The 19,313-nt window shown below is 69.9% G+C and carries 15 protein-coding genes and 4 pseudogenes; 11 read left to right on the top strand and 8 right to left on the bottom strand.

Features of this window, described 5'->3' with window-relative positions:
• The first annotated feature begins 94 nt into the window (after nucleotides 1-94).
• A pseudogene (locus tag FHS34_RS07365) lies at nucleotides 95-644 on the top strand (type 1 glutamine amidotransferase domain-containing protein).
• A gap of 114 nt (nucleotides 645-758) precedes the next feature.
• Complete coding sequence (locus FHS34_RS07360; RefSeq protein WP_184962352.1) at nucleotides 759-1,538, top strand: SDR family oxidoreductase; 780 nt, start codon at nucleotides 759-761, stop codon at nucleotides 1,536-1,538.
• Nucleotides 1,539-1,664: 126 nt separating this feature from the next.
• Here FHS34_RS07360 and FHS34_RS07355 read toward each other — a convergent pair whose 3' ends face one another.
• Together FHS34_RS07355 and FHS34_RS07350 are read right to left on the bottom strand one after the other, a co-directional pair.
• Entirely contained in the window at nucleotides 1,665-2,507 is an 843-nt protein-coding gene (locus FHS34_RS07355) for an alpha/beta fold hydrolase (RefSeq protein ID WP_184962350.1), read from the bottom strand.
• A gap of 437 nt (nucleotides 2,508-2,944) precedes the next feature.
• A pseudogene (locus tag FHS34_RS07350) lies at nucleotides 2,945-3,103 on the bottom strand (IS1380 family transposase); the annotation flags it as partial.
• A gap of 331 nt (nucleotides 3,104-3,434) precedes the next feature.
• Between FHS34_RS07350 and FHS34_RS07345 the strand changes: the two are divergent.
• The 4 genes from FHS34_RS07345 (at nucleotide 3,435) to FHS34_RS07330 (ending at nucleotide 5,107) form a co-directional block, all read left to right on the top strand.
• Nucleotides 3,435-4,118: a hemerythrin domain-containing protein gene (locus tag FHS34_RS07345; protein WP_184962348.1), complete on the top strand. Its 684-nt coding sequence runs from the start codon at nucleotides 3,435-3,437 to the stop codon at nucleotides 4,116-4,118.
• Between the two features lie 82 nt (nucleotides 4,119-4,200).
• Nucleotides 4,201-4,500 carry an LLM class flavin-dependent oxidoreductase gene (locus tag FHS34_RS07340; protein WP_184962346.1) on the top strand — a complete coding sequence of 100 codons (300 nt, stop codon included), beginning with the start codon at nucleotides 4,201-4,203 and terminating at the stop codon, nucleotides 4,498-4,500.
• A complete protein-coding gene (locus FHS34_RS07335) occupies nucleotides 4,467-4,913 on the top strand; it encodes an LLM class flavin-dependent oxidoreductase (protein ID WP_184962344.1) in 447 nt (148 codons plus the stop codon). Before FHS34_RS07340 ends, FHS34_RS07335 begins: the two co-directional genes overlap by 34 nt.
• Complete coding sequence (locus tag FHS34_RS07330; protein ID WP_184962342.1) at nucleotides 4,910-5,107, top strand: hypothetical protein; 198 nt, start codon at nucleotides 4,910-4,912, stop codon at nucleotides 5,105-5,107. The genes FHS34_RS07335 and FHS34_RS07330 overlap by 4 nt, the downstream gene beginning before the upstream one ends.
• 43 nt (nucleotides 5,108-5,150) lie before the next feature.
• Here FHS34_RS07330 and FHS34_RS07325 read toward each other — a convergent pair whose 3' ends face one another.
• Together FHS34_RS07325 and FHS34_RS44085 are read right to left on the bottom strand one after the other, a co-directional pair.
• Nucleotides 5,151-8,231 carry an ATP-binding protein gene (locus FHS34_RS07325; protein ID WP_184962340.1) on the bottom strand — a complete coding sequence of 1,027 codons (3,081 nt, stop codon included), beginning with the start codon at nucleotides 8,229-8,231 and terminating at the stop codon, nucleotides 5,151-5,153.
• 149 nt (nucleotides 8,232-8,380) lie between these two features.
• Nucleotides 8,381-8,470 (bottom strand): annotated as a pseudogene (locus tag FHS34_RS44085) (hypothetical protein); the annotation flags it as partial.
• On the opposite strand from FHS34_RS44085, the gene FHS34_RS07320 reads away from it, so the two are divergent.
• A complete protein-coding gene (locus tag FHS34_RS07320; protein WP_184962968.1) occupies nucleotides 8,456-8,629 on the top strand; it encodes a hypothetical protein in 174 nt (57 codons plus the stop codon). The pseudogene FHS34_RS44085 and the gene FHS34_RS07320 sit on opposite strands and share 15 nt — an antisense overlap.
• Before the next feature lie 213 nt (nucleotides 8,630-8,842).
• On the opposite strand, the gene FHS34_RS07315 is transcribed toward FHS34_RS07320, so the two are convergent.
• Together FHS34_RS07315 and FHS34_RS07310 are read right to left on the bottom strand one after the other, a co-directional pair.
• Nucleotides 8,843-9,787, bottom strand: coding sequence for a pyridoxamine 5'-phosphate oxidase family protein (locus tag FHS34_RS07315; protein WP_184962338.1), 945 nt, complete (start codon nucleotides 9,785-9,787; stop codon nucleotides 8,843-8,845).
• Nucleotides 9,784-10,035 (bottom strand): hypothetical protein, encoded by a 252-nt coding sequence (locus FHS34_RS07310; RefSeq protein ID WP_184962336.1) that lies wholly within the window; start codon nucleotides 10,033-10,035, stop codon nucleotides 9,784-9,786. Before FHS34_RS07310 ends, FHS34_RS07315 begins: the two co-directional genes overlap by 4 nt.
• A gap of 249 nt (nucleotides 10,036-10,284) precedes the next feature.
• On the opposite strand from FHS34_RS07310, the gene FHS34_RS07305 reads away from it, so the two are divergent.
• The 3 genes from FHS34_RS07305 (at nucleotide 10,285) to FHS34_RS07295 (ending at nucleotide 16,745) form a co-directional block, all read left to right on the top strand.
• On the top strand, nucleotides 10,285-10,575 hold the full coding sequence (locus FHS34_RS07305; RefSeq protein WP_221508611.1) for a transposase: 291 nt from the start codon (nucleotides 10,285-10,287) through the stop codon (nucleotides 10,573-10,575).
• A 587-nt stretch (nucleotides 10,576-11,162) separates the two neighbouring features.
• A complete protein-coding gene (locus FHS34_RS07300) occupies nucleotides 11,163-15,995 on the top strand; it encodes an RICIN domain-containing protein (protein ID WP_184962334.1) in 4,833 nt (1,610 codons plus the stop codon).
• Nucleotides 15,996-16,265: 270 nt separating this feature from the next.
• On the top strand, nucleotides 16,266-16,745 hold the full coding sequence (locus FHS34_RS07295) for a DUF6193 family natural product biosynthesis protein (protein WP_184962966.1): 480 nt from the start codon (nucleotides 16,266-16,268) through the stop codon (nucleotides 16,743-16,745).
• Between the two features lie 173 nt (nucleotides 16,746-16,918).
• Here the strand turns inward: FHS34_RS07295 and FHS34_RS07290 are convergent.
• Both FHS34_RS07290 and FHS34_RS07285 read right to left on the bottom strand, forming a co-directional pair.
• Nucleotides 16,919-17,101, bottom strand: a pseudogene (locus FHS34_RS07290) (uracil-DNA glycosylase); the annotation flags it as partial.
• 102 nt (nucleotides 17,102-17,203) lie between these two features.
• Complete coding sequence (locus FHS34_RS07285) at nucleotides 17,204-18,292, bottom strand: WD40/YVTN/BNR-like repeat-containing protein (RefSeq protein ID WP_225817768.1); 1,089 nt, start codon at nucleotides 18,290-18,292, stop codon at nucleotides 17,204-17,206.
• 276 nt (nucleotides 18,293-18,568) lie between these two features.
• Here FHS34_RS07285 and FHS34_RS07280 point away from each other — a divergent pair, with 276 nt between their 5' ends.
• Nucleotides 18,569-19,162, top strand: a complete 594-nt coding sequence (locus FHS34_RS07280) for an Rv1733c family protein (protein WP_184962330.1) — start codon at nucleotides 18,569-18,571, stop codon at nucleotides 19,160-19,162.
• The last annotated feature ends 151 nt before the right edge of the window (nucleotides 19,163-19,313 follow it).

Raw genomic sequence — 19,313 nt, 5'->3', positions numbered from 1 at the left:
GTCGCCGTGAACGCATCTCCGGTTGCCGCGGCCGCCCGGCGCGGGTAGCCTACAAAGGCACATATCCCCTTCCCGACATCAAGGGGGGGCAGTCATGAGTCGAATTCTTATTGTACTTACCGGCGCAAGCTACTGGACACATTCAAGAATGGACATCGTCATCCGACCGGATATTGGGCCGAAGAATTCGTAGCACCCTACAGCGTCTTTACGGACGCCGGCTACGAGGTCACCGTGGCAACACCGGGCGCCGTTATCCCCGTCGTCGACACCATGAGCCTGTGGAAGATCTCGCCTCCGACGCGGACTCTGCGGTACTGCTGCGCAAGGCGCTCGCGTCGGGCAAGCCCCTCGCCATTGTCTGCCACGCCCCCGCCGCGATCCTCGCGACCCGCGACGAGCACGGCAAAACGCCCTTCGCGGACCTCAACATGACCGGATTCTGCAACGAGGTAGAAGAGGGCGTCGGTTTCGCCAAGGACGCGAAGTGGCTCCTGGAGGACGAGTTGAAGAAGCTCCCCACCAAGTACACACGTGGTCCCGCCTGGGAGCCGTACACCGTGTCGGACGGCAACCTCCACACGGGGCAGAATCCGGCTTCGTCGGGGCCGCTGGCGCAGGAAGTGGTCAAGGCACTTTCCTGAGAACTGGGTCGGCTACAGCAGAACTGGGTCGGCTACAGCCTTGGAATCTTCCGGCCCCCCGCAGACGCGGCCCGGCGACACATCAACCTCGCTCCTCCTCCGGAAGGTGCACCCATGTCCACACAGAGCATCGCCCAGCCCCTCCAGGGCCGCGTCGCGGTCATCACCGGAGCCTCCAGCGGCATCGGAGAGGCGTCCGCCGAGAAGCTGGCCGCGCTCGGCGCACACGCCGTCGTCCTGGCCAGGCGCGCCGACCGGCTGACCGACCTGGTCGCCAGGATCAAGAAGAACGGCGGCAGCGCCACCGCGATCACCGCCGACGTGACCGACAGGGCGGCGATCCAAGCGGCCGCCGACCAGGTCGCGGCTGAACGCGGCGGCGCCGACCTGCTGCTCAACAACGCCGGCGTCATGCTCCCCGCCCCGATCGAGGAACTGGCCACCGACCAGTGGCAGCGCCAGATCGACCTGAACATCACCGGTCTGATGAACGTCATCGGCGCGTTCGTCCCGCAGCTCGTGAAGGCCGCCGGCGAAGGCGGCGGCGTGGCCGACCTGATCAACACCTCGTCGATCGCGGCCCAGAACATCTTCCCGAACTTCGCGGTCTACTCCGGCACCAAGGCGTACGTCACCCATCTCTCCCGCCACCTGCGCGTGGAACTGGGCCCGAAGAACGTCCGCGTCTCGGCCATCGAGCCAGGCATCGTCGGTACCGAGCTACAGGGGCACGTCACCGACCAGGGGGCGATCGACTGGCTGGAGGGCTCCAAGGAGGCCATCGAGTGGCTGACGCCCCAGGACATAGCCGACACGATCGGCTTCCTCGCCTCGCTCCCGCGCCGGGTGAACCTCCAGCAAGTCACCATCATGCCGACGGGCCAGCCGTACTGAGAGCGGCACGGGCCGGGTCCGTCGCCGTTCGGCAGCGTCCTGCCCTGCGGACGCTGCCGCCCTCATCGCTGCATGGCCGGGCATCAAATGGCCCCTCGCTGCGCGCTCGGAATGCTGCCCGTTCGTCTACTGCCGGCCGGAGTCGTGGGCTGCGCTGAGGATGAGATCCGTGACGGCTTGGGGGTGTGAGACCAGGGAGACGTGTGAGGAGTTGATCTCGACCGTCTTGCGTGCGTGTGCCCGCGCGGCTTCGTACCGTTCGAGGCTGGGGTTGATGGCCCGGTCCTGTTTGCCGACGAGCACGTAGACGGGCTTGTCCCGCCAGGCCGCTTGGGTGAGCTTGTCGGTGAAGGCCGACTGTGCGATCGGGCGCTGCGTCGATGCCATGACGGAAGCCTGCTCCTGGGAGAGGTCCTGGGCGAAGGTCGCGTGGAGCTTGTCGGGCTGGATGTACATGTCGGTCCCCGACGTGCCGTCGCCGTTACGGAACGGCACCTGCCGCAACGCCTTGGTGAGCGGAGCTTTCGGGAACTTGCCCGAGAGACTGGCGAACGACTCCCCTTTGTCCGGCATCATCGCGTTGATGTAGACCAGAGCTTTGACGTCGTCGACGCCGGCGGCCGCCTGTGAGATCACCTCGCCGGCGTAGGAGTGTCCGACGAGGACGATCGGCCCCTTGATGGTCTTCAACAGGCTGTTCAGGTATGTCGAGTCCTGAGGTATGCCGCGCAGCGTGTTGGGTGGGGCGATGACCTGGTAGCCGTCCCGCTGCAGGCGCTGCACCACTGCGTTCCAGCTTGACCCGTCGGCGAATGCTCCGTGTACGAGCACCACTGTTGGCTTCTGGCCCGCCGGCGCCCCGCCGAGACCATCTGCGGCGTGAGTCGGCGTCACGGTCAGGGCGGAGAGGACCGACACGCCAAGGGCCAGTCGGGCCTTGCCCGATGTCAGGATTCCGGAGACGGTCATGTGCTTTCACTTCCTCGGCGTACAAGGTGAGGTTGGCCTGTTCGGCGTCTGAGAACAGTGAGGATCGTGCGGAAGGCGTCGGTCGTAGCCGCGATTGCCGTGTGCGGCGACGCGAACCGGGACGGGCCCTCCGACGCGGAAATCCAGATGGTCCGCGTTTTGGCGCATGCCAATCATCATCATTTTCGCGTGTCCCCGCTTGTCGCGCATCCGCTGCCATGCTGGATGATCGGCAGCGGGTGGGGTCGCCGCAGCCCCCCGGCGACCCGCACGGCGAACGGTGCGACATAGCTCGATGCGCCGCCGTACACCTTCACCGGACCTTACGACACGGCGCGCCGGCCATCCATCGGTAGCGCCCGGCCTCCGCCACCCCGCAACAAGATGGTCCGCCGACTCCATCGGCGGACCGTCAAGAAGGATCGAGGCTAAGGCGTTCGAGAGCGGCGGTGAGGTGGCTGGTCCAGGGCCAGTTGGGTGGCGCTGATGTGGTCGGCGGCCGTGTTCGAGCTCGCGTTCCCCGGTCTGAGCAGGGCCACGACCGGCTCACCGGTGCCGCCTGGTCCGTGGTCGACGAACCCCATCAGCGGGTGGTGCCAGGCGCTTTCCGGTCGGCTAACCGCCAGACGCCGCCGCCCTCGTGCAGCCAACAGGACCCTGGACACGTCCCTTCGTGGTCAGGTGCGGTGAACACACCGACCAACAAGCTCATCCGCGCAGTGGACCACGCCCTTGCCCAGGCGCCCAATGTCTTTCCCTCCGCCCGGAGAGAGGCTTACAGCCCGTATCCATCGGCGCGAACACGAGCGGCGCCGGCGGACGAGACCGGCTTATGAGGCAGCCGAACCTCGAGCCGGCGTTCACGTGAGCCAGGTACGGCAAGTCGAGTGCAAGTGCCCGGCAATCGGGCTCCGAAGACTGGGGATCATGACCACGAGCAATACTTCAGACTCCGCCGTTCACGCCTACACCCGCGAGATGGCGATGATCCACCAGGTGCTCCGTCGCGAGTCGCGCCTGCTGGCCGACCTCGTCCAGGACGTTCGGCCCGCAGACACCGCCCGCGCCCGGATCCTGGCCGAGCACTGGCGGCTCTACTCGATCGGCCTGCACGCCCACCACACCGGGGAGGACGAGATGCTCTGGCCGGTCCTGCTGCCCCATCTGGACCTCGATGCCGAGCAGGTGCTGGCCATGGAGGCCCAGCACCGGGAGCTCTCCGAAGGGATCAGCGAGGTCCAGGTGCTCATGGACCGGTGGCAGGCGAAGGCCCTGTCCGAGGACCGTGACGAGCTGGCCGAGGCGCTGCGTCGGCATCACCGGCAGCTGTGCGCCCATCTTGACGAGGAGGAACGGCAGGTCATGCCTCTTGTCGCCCTCCATGTGAACGAGAAGGAATGGCATGCGGTCGGGGAGCGGGGCCTCGCCGAGACGCCCCGCAACCGGCTGATGATCGCGCTCGGCGCCATCCTGGAAGACGCCTCTCCCGGGGAGCGCAGGGAGTTCCTCGCCCGGCTGCCCGTTCCGGCGCGAGTGCTGTGGAAGCTGCTCGGGCAGCGGCAGTACCGCCGCGAGACCGACCGGATCCGGGGGCGGCGTACAACCGGGTGACCGTCGTCCCCGCCGGCTGGGCTGGATGCGCGCCAGTGCGTCCGGACCCGTTCTCCCCCCCAACGATCGAGGAACCTCACCGATGCGCATCGGATTCTCCGTACCCCAGTTCGGTACGTTCGCCGACCCCCGCCTCTCCGCCGGCATGTGCACGGCGTTGGAAGCGCTGGGCTGCCACAGCCTCTGGGTGGCCGACCGCCTCTTGGCCCCGATCAGCCCGCCCGACGGATACCTGGGCGGGAAGATGCCCGTCCGGTACGGCACCCACCTCGACCCCCTCCTCGCGCTGGGCGTGGCAGCCATGGCGACCGAACGGGTACGTCTGGGCAGCAGTACGCTCAACGCCCTGTGCAGCCGCCCCTCGTGCTCGCCCGGGCGCTGACGACACTCGACCTGCTCAGCCGCGGGCGCCTGGATGTGGGCATCGGGCTGGGCTGGATGCGGGAGGAGTACGAGGCCGTGGGAGTGTCCTGGGAAGGCCGGGGCGCCCGGCTTGAGGAGACTCTTGACGTCCTCGACGCCGTATGGCGGCCCGGTTCGGTGGTCCACACCGGCTCGCTGTGGACGATCCGCGAGTCGACCATCCTGCCCAAGCCCCTCCAGAAGCCGAGGCCACCGGTGCTGCTGGGCGGATTCACCCCCGTTGCCCTGGAGCGGGTGGGCCGGCGTGCCGACGGCTGGCTCGCGGCCTCGATGCCGCTTGAGCACTTCCGCGGTCTGTGGGCCGTGGCCTCCGAGGCGGCCGAACGGGGGCGGGGCGGGACCCGGCAGGACTGCGGCGGGTGCTGCGTGTGAACCCTGACGTCACCAAGTTCGCGGCCGGCCTGGCGGAGGGCCACCACCGTGGGACCGTGCGCCAGATCTGTGACCACCTGCGCACGATGTGCGCGGCGGAGACCGACGAGGTGCTCGTGGACCTCCAGTTGACGACGGACTCGCCCGGTCGGTTCCTCGAGCTGGCGGCGGAGTTCATGGCCGAGCCGGCCTAGCGTCGCGCGATCCGGACCGGCTCCCCCGTGACCGCATCCTGTTCTACTCGCCCGACTGCGGAAGCCGGGCCAGGGCCGCTTGGGCGGCATGCGACCAGTGCGGGGAGTCCCATGCGGCTGCCACCCGCTCGGCCTCCCGGTAGTGGCGCCGCGCCTCCTGCGCATGGCCCAGGAATTCGGCAAGTTCGCCCAGGGTCTGCGCGACGGGCCGGAAGACGAGGCTGAGGCTGCTCGCTCCGCCTGCCAGCCGCCGAAGGGGAAGGAGATCGCGGTAGACCTCGGCGGCCGCTTGCCGGTCGCCGAAGGCGATGGCGGCGATGCCGCGCAGGCCGGCCAGGATGGAGTAGGCGAAGTCGCGGCGGATCGGCGCCCTGCGGGCGAAGACCTCACGGGCCTCTTCGCCGCGGTCCGCGGCCAGCAGGGCGAGGGCGGTGAGGGCTTCGTTGTGCGGCTGGTACTGCTCCCACACCGCGAGCAGCACCGGCAGGACCTCGGCGAGCCGGTCCTGCTGCAGGCGGATGCATCCGGCCGCCAGGCCCGCCAGTCCGCTGAGGTCCACCGCCCCACGCGCTCGCAGGTCCGCCACCGCAGACGCCAGGTCCTGCTCCGCCTCGCCGAATCGGCCCTGGGCCATGGCGACCATGGGGCGGCGCAGCCTGGCGATGGCGAAGGCACCGCCCAGCTCGTAGGTGCGGGCGATCTCGTCGGCGCGTACGAGGCACCGCTCCATCTGCGCCGGGTCGTTGCCGGCGGCGGCGATCCGGGCGGCGATGTAGGAACTCATCCAGGCGTACTCGGGGCTGTCCTGGGAGGCGGCGACCTCGGCAAGTTCTTCGTGGAGTTCGAGATAGGCGGCGGGTTCCAGTTCGCAGTCGATGCGGCGCAGCAAGGAGGTGAGGGTCATGCCCCGGAGCCGGGGATCGCCCACGGTCCTGGCGAGCTCCACGGCCTGGCGTGCCACGGTCACGGCGCGGGGGTTGGTGTCGTCCAGTGCGTCGGCGAGCTGGTCGAGGAGCAGGCACCGCTGCCGGTCGTCCGGGTGGTGATTCTCCAGCAGGTTCGTGAGCTCCTCGACGCCCTCGGGATCACAGGCCGCGTACGGGCGGACGCGCCAGGGCGTCGGTTCGGTCCATGTCGTGTAGGCGGCGGTCAGCAGGTCTGCCCGGCCCTCGGCACGGGCCACCCGGACGGCCTGCTGCTGTGCGTCGCGGGCCGGTACGACGGCCCCCATCCGGATCCTGCAGTCGACGAGCTGGCCCAGCAGCATCACACGCAGCAGGGCGGCGTCCTGGTCTGCGAAGGCTGCCGGATGGTCGGCCAGAAGGCCGAGGGCCGTGTTCAGCAGGGCTTCGGCGTTCTGCGGGGCATAGCGGCGCACGGCCTGCTCGCACGCCAGCCGGGCATGGTGGACCGCGGGGCCGGCGTCGGCGGTCACGACCGCGGCCGCCCGCAGGAGGTGGTGGGCGGTGGCGGCGACGTCGTCCGAGCCGAGGGCGATCAGGCTCCTGCCCAGTCGGGAATGCATCCGGGCCAGCCGCAGGCGCGTGAGGTCCGCCTCCAGGGCGTCTCGCACGAGGGCGTGGCTGAAGCGGACCGTACCCGCCCGCGGCTCGGTGAGAAGCCCGGCGGTCACGCCGGCGTCCAGGGCGTCGAGGAGTTGCTCGGGATCGCCGTCCGCGGCCTGCACCAGGAGGGCGATCGGGGCCTCGCGTCCGGCGACGGCTGCGAGCCGCAGTCCGGCCGTGACGGTCGGTGCGAGCAGGGCGAGCCTGCGCCGCAGTACGTCCTGGACCCCTTGCGGGATCCGGGCCAGGGCTTGCTGCTCGCCCTCGCCGGCCACCAGGAGGGAACTCTCACGGAGGTAGAAGGGGTTGCCCCCGGCCCGTTCGGCCAGGGCCGCCGCGGCCTGCTCGCTGATGTCGGCCGTCGACCGCCGCAGCAGTTCCTTCGCCTGGGTGTCCGACAGGCCCGAGAGCTTGATTCGTACGGGCGAGCAGGCAGCCAGGCGTGCCAGTGCGCCGGTCAGGTCGCCCTCGCCGGTGCGAGACGAGCCGACCAGGACCAGTGGTGCGTCGCGCAACTGCTCGGCGCAGAGCAGGAACAGCTCGATGCTCTCCTGGTCGCCCCGGTGCAGGTCGTCCAGCACGATCGCCAGCGGCTGCCGCGCGGCTGCGTCGCGGAGCCAGCCGAGCAGCGCCCGGTGCAGCCGAAAGCGCCGGGCCGGGCTGCCGTCCGGCTGCTCGGAGCCGCTCGAGGTGCCCGGGGCCAGCAAGGGGGCCAGCTCGTCGGCGTACGCTCCTGGTGGCGCGCCTTCGGCGAGACCGGGGAGGAGATCGAACCAGGCCCGGCCGGGCGGGGCGCCGTCGGTCTCCGGGCACTGCCCGGATCCGACCAGCCAGCCCTGTGGCGGCAGTTGGCGCAGTGCGGCCTGCAGAAGGCTCGACTTGCCGATTCCGGCCTCGCCGGAGACCAGTACCACCTGCGCGCGGCCGCCACGTGCCCGCTCCGCCGCGTCGGCGATTGCCGCCAGCTCTTCGTCACGGCCCAGGAGCCGGCCTGCCATGAGGACCGTCGGCGCAGTCGGCGTCCCCGGTCCGGCAGCCGTGACGGAGCTGCGGAGCGTCACGGCGGCGGCCATCCCGGTTCGCGCGGAGGTCGCGGTGGGCGCCCCGGTCTCTCGGTGAAGGACGTCCAGACGCTGGTGCAGCAGGGCCTGCTCCAGCTCCAGCAGGGCCGGACCGGGTTCGACGCCGAGTTCTTCTCCGAGGACGTGCCGGGCCTGCCTCAGTGCCGCCAGGGCGTCCCCCTGTCGGTCGCGGGCCCACAGCGCCAGCGCCAGCAGCCGCCATCCCTCCTCGTGCAACGGCTGCTCCCGGGTCAGCGCGCCCGCGTCGGTGAGGGCCTGCGCAGCCTGCCCGTGGCTCAGCCGCGTGGCGGCGAGCCGTTCGCGGGCAGCGCGGTGCAGTTCCTCCAGGCGGGTGCGTTCACCGGCCGTCCAGGGCTCGTCCGCGAACTCTGCGTACGGCTGCCCGCCCCACGAGGCGAGCGCTTCGGCCAAGCCCTCGGCCGCGGTGTGGGCGGGCAGACCCGCGACCGAGCAGGCCGCGACCCGGTCCTCGAACACCCAGGCGTCCAGCGCGTCCCGTTCCAGGGCGAGGGCGTAGCCGTACGGCGCACTGAGCAGGAGCCGAGCGGCGGTCCTCGGTGCTCGCGTTCCGGTTCGAGAAGGCGCCGCAGACGCGCGATGTAGGCGTGCAGCGACGCCTGCGCACTCGACGGGACACGCGTGGGCCACAACCTCTCGATGATCCGCTCCGTGGAGACGACCTCTCCACGAGCGAGCAGGAGTTGGACCAGAACCATCCGCGCGAGCCGACCCGGTGTGGCGACCGGGCGGCCGTCGACCTCGACCTGGAACGCGCCGAGCACCTTCACTGCGACCATGACAGCCACATCGTAAACGGCGCGGCACCGTGGACGATCTCCGGCGACCGTGCCGAGAACCCAGAGAACCTCACCTGATCCCTTCCCCCCGCCGCGCCGTCAGTCCGCGTGCCCCGAACGAGCCGGAGTGGTGATCAATGGTGCGGGGACTTCATGACGGCCGCCAGGCGGTCCCCGTCCGGCGGTGCGGGGAACGCTGGGCGGGCAGAGCGACGCCCGAGACGGGCGAGTGCTGCGGCGAGGTGGCCGATCAGGGCTCGCACGGAGACTCCTCACGCACGGAGCGGCAGTTCAGCACGGTCGGCTCCGTCCTGTAGGCGACGGTGCCGCCAGGGAACGGAACTGGTCCCACTGCACTTTCGGGCGGGGCAGACCGCGCCGCGCGAGATAGCGGTCGGTCGACCGCTTGGTCTGGCGCAGGACCCGCAGGGCATCGCTGAGCCGGCCGGAACCCATGGGTTCGATCACGCTGGACGGCACCAGGAGCCAGCCCGAACCGGTCTGCCTCAGGTCTCCGCGTACGAGCGCGTTGTACATGTGGTTCAGCAGTTCGTCGTGCCGGTGCACCAGCAGGCTGGCCGGCCCCGGCTCGACACGGCAGTCCGGTGGAACCTCGACCAGATAGCCCGACGGTGTCGGCTGCGGGCGGGTACGGGCGAGCAGCGGTGCCCCCGAGGCGTCCCGGCCGGCCAGTACCGCCGTCGGCATACGGCCGAGTTGCGCGGCCCCGGGCAGCGTTTGCGTCGCGGCGGCGGGAGCCGGCGCCTCGAGCCACGGCAGCTCCTCCAGGCTCGGCCTTATGCTCACCCGTTCGGGTTCGACGGTGATGAGGAGGCGCAGGTAGTACCAGGACATCACCGGCCTCATGGGGCGCTTGAGGTAGGCGCGGCTGTGCGGCTGGCGTTCGAAGAGCCTGCGCCAGTACTCCTCGGCCCCTTCCGGACCCGTCATGATCGCGTCGGGGCAGTGGGCGCGGCCGCTCACGAACACTTGCGGAGCCCGGTCCAGTCCGCTGCCCGTGGGGTCGGAGAAGAGCAGCGCGACCCGGCCGTCGCGGCGTACGTTCAGCGCCTTTTGGGCGAAGGCGAGGGACGTGGTCAGCAGGAGGGTTCCGTCTTCGCGCCGAGCCACGGCCGTCGGCCAGGCCAACGGCGTTCGGTCCTTGCCGAGGGGGACGAACTCGCAGGTGCGGTAGGCGTCCAGGACGTCGTGGGGAGCGCGGTCGAGTACCGTCATCGCGCCGCTCCGCGGACCAGTACGACCGGCGTCCGCTGCGCGGTGCGTTCGCGGAGCGATGGCCGAACGGACTCGTCCTTGCGGTGGCGGTGCAGCCCGTATTCGGTCAAGCGGTGGGCGACCGAGGCGGCCCGGCCCGTCGCACCGTGCGGCGCTGCGGGGAGCAGGGGCGACAGCGGTTTCCGCTCGCGGTGGTCCGCGATCGTCTCGTAGGGGCGGGGCTGTTCGGAGGTACTGCTGGGTGACACGCTCGGTTGCTCCAGGATCGAATGCCGACGGCGGATACGACACGGTGCTCACCGGGCCTTGGCCTGGACTTGCTGCCGACTTGCAATTCCTGGACACCGGAGGCATATGAGGCCCATGACGCCCTTGAATGCGGCCGCCTACCGCAGCCTGCGCCGTCTCAACGGCGCTGTCAGCCCGGCCCTGGCCATCGACCCCCTCGGTGTCGCCGACGACCTGCGCTGACCACCGGGGCCGCACCCTGTGGGCCGATGCTTCCAGCGCTTCGACCCGACGACGGCTACCTGGGCCTGAGCCGTGACCATCCCGGCCAGGCACTCACGCCGCCCAGAAAGCCACGCCCCGGAGCAGTGCCCGGCAGGGTCGAACAGTGGGAACGCGAGCGGCACAGCCACTCATCCGACCGCATCACCGTCGGGCACGCCCTCGCCGACCACAGACGCTGGAAACAACTCATGCGCTGGACCCAACGACGCGATCGCCTGCCCGACATCTACCGAGCCATCGCCGGCCTCGTCTCCGACCGCACCCTCATGACCTGAAAACGGCCGCGAGCAGGGCGAACACGCTCCACCCGTTATCACGCACCAACTCGTGAGTCATGCCGGGGGCGCGCGTCGCCCTTGCCGACGACGAGACCCCGTGGCAGGCGCTGCGACCAAGGTCGTCAGGACTTGGCCCTGTGGTTCCGCGGGCCCTCGAACGAGGCGAGACCTTTCCAGTGTTTGCGGCCTTCGGTTGTGACGTTGATCTCATAGTTACGGAGAGTGTGCAAAGCCGTGATTTCAGCAGGAGTCGACGCGATGGCGCCCACGAGCCACGCACAGGATCCACACAGGTCTCTCACGCGCCAGTTGGTTACCAAGCGTAACTCCCCCTGCTGGTAACGGCCTTGCCGTAAGAATGATCGCCGTGCCTATGGTGGCGTCCGCTCCCGGTGGGACCTGACCAGTCCGCTTGTCCTGGAGTGTCTGGCGTGTTCGCGGGGGAGCGCCGTTCACCACATGAGGTCCCATGAATGGCCCTGACGTTTTCCTCCCGGGAGTGCGCCCGCACAAGCCACCCCCTACAGAGAGGGATACGCGTGTTGCGTAGACCTGTATGGACGCAGGGCAGACGCCCCAGATGGATGGCACGGCTGGCGACTCCGGTCGTCCCGCTCGCTCTCCTCGCTCTGCTCGCCCCTGCCGCGGTGTCTCCGGCCTTGGCCGCCGACCGTGGTCCGGATAACAGCCCGCTCGCCGACTCCTACGATGGGTTCGACGCCAAGGCTGCCGAGCAACTGCGCTTCGACCAGTGTCTGATGGCCGATGGTCTGCGCAGGGGCGGCCCGAATCTGTACGGGCTGGCGAGTACTTCCGTGTCCTTGCCGGCGGACCAGCTGCACCAGAAGGCGGACCGCACATACGGCACCGGCGCGTACGAGCTGGCCTGGCAGAAGGACAGTGACGACTCCGACGCCTGGGTGAAGAAGGCGCAGGACACCCGCCAGTCCTGGAGCAAGGCTGTCAGCGGCCTGGACGACTACCCTGGCTCCCCAAAGGGAGAGAACTTCTTCGATACAGCGGGGCTGCTTCCCTGGCTCTACCAGTCCTACTTCAAGTCGGTCGACCTGCTGTCGCCGTTCTACGACCCGTCACCGCAGGCGGACGACAAGACGAAGAAGGCCGCCCTCGCCATCGGGGACCCGCTGTACACCAGCGGCGGCACGAGCCAGGAGCAGGAGGCCTGGAAGCTCTGGAAGAAGAACTCCGGGGACATCGTCCCGAACGAGATCTTCGTGCCGCGGGTGTTCGCCGACGACGCCCGCATCTTCCTCGCTTCCGGAGGCTTCCCCAGGACCGCGCCGGCACCGGACACCCCAGAGTTCCGCATCGCGGTCGAGGATCTCAAGGCACGCTTCGCTTCGTGCGCGTGGCACGACCCGATCGACCCCGACCGGGTGCTCGGCAAGGAAGTGGCGCAGGCGTCCGGCGAGTGGCAGCAGGAGATCTCCTCGCAGGCCACGCAGCGCACCCAGATCCTTGCTGCCAGCAGTGCCGCCAACAAGGCGCTGCAGGATGGCACGTTCGCGCTGGGCAAGTTGCTGGGCCAGTCGTGGATCGCTGACTACTCCACCCGCTGGCTGGACTACTACACCGAGGGCGGCCTCGGTTGGATCCGTGACGGTGAGTTGGAGATCCAGGTGCCGGGCGCTGCCGGCAAGTGCCTGGACGTCCAGGGCGCCGGCAAGACCAACGGCACCCCGGTGCAGATCTACACCTGCAACGGCGGCGCCGCGCAGAAGTGGCAGCTGTGGGCGTCCTACGACGGCGGCTACACCCTGCGCAACATCAACTCGGGCAAGTGCCTGGAGGTCCTCAACGGGGCCAATGCCGACGGCACCAAGATCCAGATCCGGGACTGCGGCAGCAGCAAGGCCCAGCAGTGGCAGTTCAACGTCCGTAGCGCCGGTCCCCTGGTGAACGCGGCGTCCGGCAAGTGCCTGCACCTGCCGACGTTCGACAACAGCAAGGACGCCGTGCAGTCGACCTGCAACGGCTCGGCCGCACAGAAGTTCAGGATCGTCGCCAAGACCCACACCGGCAGCGCCCCCGCGGCGGCCGACGTGGCCAAGGCAAAGGCCGGCATCACTGCTGCGCAGGCGGAGGCGAAGAAGCAACTCGCCGTAGTCAAGGCACAGCTGACGACCGCGCAGAATGCTGCGGCCACCTCGGACACGGCGCTGCAGGCGGCGTACGGCATCGCCGACGCGGCGGGCGCCCCGCGGGGCCGTGGCCTCCTGGTGGGTCTGCAGAAGGACCAGGTGACCAAGGGTGCGGCTGCCGCGCTTGCGGCGCTGGAGAAGGCCGGTGAGACGGCGGAGGCGGCGACGCGTGCCGCGGCCGGTGACAGCGCGACGATCGCGCAGCGGGCGCTGGCGCAGGCGGCGCAGTCGAAGGCGGAGTTCCGCAAGAAGGCCGCCGAGGCGGCCGAGTGGCAGGCGAAGGCCGCGGCGGACGCGGCGAAGGTGCACCGGGACAACGCCAAGAAGGACAAGGAGACCGCGGAGGCCAAGCTGGCCGTCGCGGTGAAGGCCGAGGCGAATGCGAAGGCGGCCGCCGCCGACGCGCACGCCAAGCGGCTCGCGGCGGAGGCCGAGGAGAAGACGGCCAAGGCGGAGAAGGAGAACGCCGCCGCCAGCCGGGCCGAGGCCGCCGAGCACCGCAAGAACGCCGAGTCCGAGGCGACGAAGGCGAAGGACGCCAAGGACAAGGCCGAGGCCGCCGAGAAGACCGCCGGGGACCGGCGGGACGACGCGGTCAAGGCCAAGGACCACGCCAAGGAGATGCGCGACGACGCCTGGGACGCCGAACAGAAGGCGGACGCGGCGCGCGCCAAGGCGGACGCCAAGGAGGCCTACGCCGACAAACTGGAATCGGGCGAAGCGGCCGACGCGGCCCGTGCCGCGGCGAACGAGGCGGACACGGCGGCCGACAACGCCGAGGCCGCGGCGGGCAGGGCCCGCTCCGAGGCCGACGCCGCCACCCAGGCCGCGGCCGACGCCGACGCCGCGGCCACCCGCGCGGAAGCCGCCGCCAAGCGCGCCCGCTCCGACGCGGACGCCGCGCAGGCGGCCAAGCTGAAGGCCGACGCGGCCGTCAAGACGGCCACCAGCGCCGCCGCCGACGCGATCAAGGCGTCCCAGGACGCCGCCGCCGAGGCGCAGGCCGCGGTGAAGCTGGCCGACGAGGCCGAGAAGCACGCCAAGGACGCCAAGACGCAGGCCGACGCCGCCAACAAGGAGGCCGGTGTCGCGCTCGCCGCCGCGGCGAAGGCCGCCGGGTTCGCGCACGTCACCGCCCAGGCGGCCGTCGACGCCGGTGAGGCGGCCAAGCAGGTCGCCGCGCCCGCCAACGACGCCGTCCAGCTCGGCTCCGCCTACGTCGACACCGACTCCACCGCCGGCCTGGTGGTGCTGACCGGCCAGTCCTCCAAGACGATCGCCGAGCAGCAGCAGGCCGTCGCCGACGCGCACGCCAAGAACGCCGCCGCCGAGGCCGACGCCGCGAAGAACATCGCCGACCAGGCCAAGGGCGACGCCAAGGAGGCCTACCAGCACGCGGCCAACGCCGCCAAGTACGCCGCCGACGCCCGCACCTACTCCAAGGAGGCCCTCGGTTACGCGGCCGACGCCGCCAAGGCCGCCGCGGCCGCGCAGGCGTCACTGGCCCGCACCATCACCTACGACCAGCAGGCCGCCGACGACGCAGCCGCCGCCGACAAGGCCGCCGGCAAGGCCGAGGGCTACGCCAAGGACGCCCGCGACTCCGCCGACGCCGCCGAACTCGACGCCCAAGCCGCCCGCTCCGCCGCCGGCCAGGCCGAACAGGACGCCAAGGACGCCCGCGCCGCCGCCACCCGCGCCGACGCCGCCGCCACCGAAGCCGAACAGGCCGCCAAGGACGCCGACAAGTACGCCAAGGAAGCCCAGCAAGCGGCCGACCGGACGGAACAGGAGCAGGCCAACAAGAAGGCATCCGAGGGTTCCGGCACGGGCATTCCCGGTGTGTTCGCCGTCCCGGACGAGTCCACCGTCGAGATCGTCAGCTCCCAGCAGATCGGCAAGTGCCCCGGGATGCCGGAAGCGGCCATCAGGGGCTGCGACGCCGCGTACAACCTGGTCGTCACCTACGAGGCCGACTTCTACCTGTGCACCGACGACAAGGCCCAGGCCACGGCCGACGGCTGCCCGAAAGCGGCGTGGCAGTTCCTCCAGCGGTCGACCCTGAAGAACATCAAGATCGACAACTGGCAGCACCACTTCTCCGGCAAGGACATCGTCCGCGCCGGATGGCAGGGCCTCTTCGGTGACGTCGCCGGGTCGATCCTGTTCTCGTTCTTCGCCGACGACATGATGGACTGCCTCCACGGCAGCGTCAGCGGCTGCGCCTGGGCCTACGCCAACTACTTCCCCGTGGAAGGCGCACTCGCCGACATCAGCAACGCGGTCAAGGCACTTGACGCCGCCGCCAGGACCGGCATCGATTTTGCGGATGCCTGGAAGGCACTACGCGCCCTCCCCCTGTCTGCCGAGGCCCTTGCTGGTATCGAAGCGAGGATCAGCAGAATCCTGGCCAAGGCGTGCGAGCGCAACAGCTTCCCTGGCACCACCCAGGTGCTGATGGCGGACGGGACGACCAAGCAGATCCAGGACGTCCGAGTCGATGACGAGGTTCTCGCCACCGATCCCGAAAGCGGCCGCACCGAAGACCACACCGTCACCCGCACCATCTACACGCCGGACGACACCGAGTTCGCCGACATTACGATCAGCGCCGGCAACGCACGGATCACCGCCACCCAGCACCACCCCTTCTGGTCGCCCAGCGCGCACCGCTGGATCGACGCCGGCGACCTCAAGCGGGGCCAGACCCTGCGCACCAGCGACGGCCGGGCCGTCACCGTGGTCAGTGTCCTCCGCTACCACCGACTTCACTCCGCCTACAACCTCTCGGTTGACAACCTCCACACGTACTATGTGGTCGCGGGCGACACGCCCGTGCTGGTCCATAACACGAGCTGTACCAATGTGGCACTCGGTGCGCAGGATATGGGGACTGTCGAGTGGGCTCTTGACAAAGGCTTCACCCACTACATGGGTAAGCTCCCGGACGGGAGAACTTGGCAAGAGTGGGTCATGGCGGCAATCGACAACCCTGCTATTCACATTCACGTCAACACCAAGGGTTTTGCTGGCGGATTCACCGGTTCGGCACTGAGAGGGATGTCGACGGGATCGAAGGCGACCGAGCAGGAGATGGCATGGCTTGCAAAGTCGGTGGTCTCAGGGAAACGGCCATGGAGTTCGATAACCTTCTACGATGCAGCCGGAGACGTGCTGCCGTTGGGGGAGCCAGCCTGGGCGACAGACCCCGCCCTTTCCAAGATGTGGCTACTGTGGGGTCCTGGTGAACCGTAAACACAGCATGGAAGAGGCCTGAGAGCCGTGGATATGCCGATGGCTGGCTTCGCTGAAGCTCCAGACGCAAAGTACTACCCAGAGCTAGTGACGAATGGTGGTCTGTCTCAGGCGCTTCGTCGCCTTGCGGAAAACCGTGGTCTCGACCTCGGAGACGTACGACCTGCCTCGGATCGAGGGCTCAGCGTGTATCGCACTGCCGAGGCTGCTTCGAGTCGTGGACTCATCAGAATCAGCACGGTCCTGAACCGGAGAGCCTTTTCAATCTCCATGGACAGTGCCGAGGGTGATTTCGTCTGGGCAAACGGGAGCACGTCCGCCCTGGGAGACATCGCGGAAGTCATCGACGCATGGCGGAGTGGTGTGCTTCTTGCGCCTCTGCGTGAGCGCTTTCCGTTCATCGAGTTCTCCAAAATGGCTGAAGGCTACGAGCGCGGCGAACCCGCGGAAACAGCCTGGAGCATCCTTTTGGCGGATGATAACCACATCTCTCATCGTGAGATGCTGGCCGCGCTGCGGTCAAACTCTCGCTTGAGCGGCATGTTTCCGTTCTTCTCCCACGACGTCTTGCGGTTGGCTATCGATCCCTTCAAGAGGGATGCTGGTGAGATTTGCATCGAACCGCAGGGTGACGGTCGCTTTTCTGTGCAATCGTCGCCTGGTGGTGAGATTCTGGCTGATGTCGAATTGGCTGATCTTGCCGACATGGCTTCATCGTTTGTCGATTCCCGTGGTGAGCTGCGCTCGTAAACCTGCACAGCGCAGGGTGGGGTGACAGCGGGCGTTGGCCCGCACGACGTAGGCCCCCTGTCATCGGCAGGTGGCCTGCGTTCGTGCGGGGGGCAGCCGCGATCATCCGTCGGGACAGCCACCAGAACTGGCCTCGACCGGCTGCGATCTCTCGGTTTGGTGTCGGACCCTGTCTCGTCGAAGGGTTGCTGGAAGGCCCGCAGGGCGTTCGGTCCGGCCGGCAGGTAGGTGCGTGCCGCGGCGATCTCCGTGCGCAGGAAGTCGCCCATCTCGGCGATCCGTCCGGCGACGGTCTCCAGGGCCTTCGCCCAGCCCGGTTCGACGATTTCATGCAAGGGTGGTGCGACGGGCGTCACCCTGCTGCCGTACGCCCACCGGCGATCGACCGGTGGCCGAGGCACGACCGGGAGCCGCCTCGCCGTCCGTCCGCCCGCTCGCGCGTGCGGTCATGTGTGCGGTCAGCCGACCACCGCCGCCCGTACGCACAGCACGTCCGGCAGATGCGTGGCCAGCGACCGCCAGCTGTCGCCGTCGTCGGCCGAGGCGAACACCTCGCCGTTGCGGTTGCCGAAGTACACCCCGGCGGGGTCGTTGTCGTCCGTGCTCAGGGCGTCCCGCAGCACCGTGCCGTAGTGGTCCTCCATCGGCAGGCCCTCGGCCAGCGGCTCCCAGGTCGTGCCCCCGTCGGCGGTGCGGAAGACCCGGCAGCGGTGTTCGGCGGGCACCCGGTCGGCGTCCGCGTTGATCGGGAAGACGTACGCCGTGTCACCCCGGTGGGGGTGTGCGGCCACCGCGAATCCGAACGTGGTCGGCAGATCCGTGCCGATGTCGGTCCAGTGCCCGCCCGCGTCGTCGCTGCGGTACACCCCCCAGTGGTTCTGCAGATAGAGCCGGTCCGGGTCGGCCGCGTCCCGGGCGACCTTGTGCACGCACTGGCCGAACTCCGGGTTCGGATCCGGCAGGAACACCGCGGACACACCGGAGTTGGACGGCGACCAGCTCGCGCCGCCGTCGGCCGTGCGGAACACCCCCGCCGTGGAGACGGCCACCGTCACGGCCCGGGGATCGCGGGCGTCGGTGAGGACGGTGTGCAGGCCCTCACCGCCACCGCCCGGCACCCACTGCGCGCGGGTCGGGTGCTCCCACAGCGGCCGGATCAGCTCGAAGCTCTCGCCGCGGTCCTCCGAGCGGTACAGCGCGGCCGGTTCCGTGCCCGCGTATACCACGTCGGGCTCGGCGGCGGCCGGGTGCAGCTGCCAGACGCGCTCCAGGGAGGCGCCGGTGTCCTTCGGGAACTTCACGGCGGGCCGGGCCGGTTCGGTCCAGGTGCGGCCGAGGTCGTCGGAGTGGAACACCGACGGGCCCCAGTGCGCGCTGTCGCCGCCCGCGAGCAGCCGGGGCCGGGCACCCCGGGTGTCGATCGCGACCGAGTAGACCGCCTGAGCGTTGAAATACGGACTCTCGTCGAACTCCCAGGGGCCGCCGCCCCTCCGCCGCCCGATGAACAGGCCCTTGCGGGTGCCCACGGCGAGCAGTACCTCGGCCATGCCGATCACCTCCGGGACGCCTTTGTCCAGGTAGTCGTCGTCAGTCATCGGCCAGTCTGCACCCCACCACTGACACCGTCCCCCGGATCGCGCGTCCGCGCAGGTCATGGGCTGTGTCGCCGGCCTGTGGCGAGGATCGGCCGGTTCCGTTCCGGCATGCGCCTGCGCGAGAGGGGTGTCTCGTGCGACCGTCGGGGTGACGGCTCGTCGTGAGCAACGGAGCGATCTCTCCCGTATGGGAGGGCGGTCCGGCCGGTCGGTGCGCTCGTGAGGAGGATGCCTTTGAAGGCGTTCCGTGGTCCGAAGGTGTGGCTGTGGCGCTGGCGGCGCAATCCGCTCAAACGCCGGGCCGACGTGGTGGAGGCCTGGGTGGTGCTCGGCGCCTGTCTGCTGACCGTCCTGGCCGGCGTGCTCGCGGGCCTCGCGGCGGCCGGTTCGGTGGAGCGGGGGCTCGCCCGGGAGCGGGCCGAGCGGCGGCCCGTGGTGGCCAGGATCGTGGCACTGGTTCCGGGGTCGTCCCCCGCACAGAACAGCCACGCCTCCGCCGGTGAACGGATCTGGACCAAGGTGCGCTGGACGGCGGCGGACGGCTCCGCCCACACCGGCCAGGTCCGCGTCGAGCCCGGCAGCAGGGCCGGCACGCCGGTCACCGTGTGGACCGACCCGGGGGGCCGGCTCCTCTCCCGGCCCACCAGCGCGTCCGAGGGCGCCTTCCGGGCCACCCTGATCGGCCTCCTGGTCGGCGTGAGCGCCGCCGCCGTCCCCTTCGTCGGCGGCCTGACCGTACGGGGCCGACTGGAGCGCCGGCGCATGGACGCCTGGGACACGGAATGGTCCCGACTCGGCCCGCAGTGGGGCCGCATGGTCTGACCCGGCCCCGCATCCTTACCAACGCCCACAGGAGCCCGCACCGCTGACGCGGGCGCGCGCCTGTGCCGTCCCGCGGGGCCGCGCGCCCGCGTCGCCGCCGTGACCGTGGCCGCGCGCCCGTGCCGTCGTCGTGGCCGCGCTCCCGGGCCGC

The organism is Streptomyces echinatus, from assembly GCF_014203595.1.
GTDB lineage: Bacteria > Actinomycetota > Actinomycetes > Streptomycetales > Streptomycetaceae > Streptomyces > Streptomyces echinatus.
The sequence above is the reverse complement of the archived record's forward strand: the minus strand, read 5'-3'. Positions and strand labels throughout refer to the sequence as shown.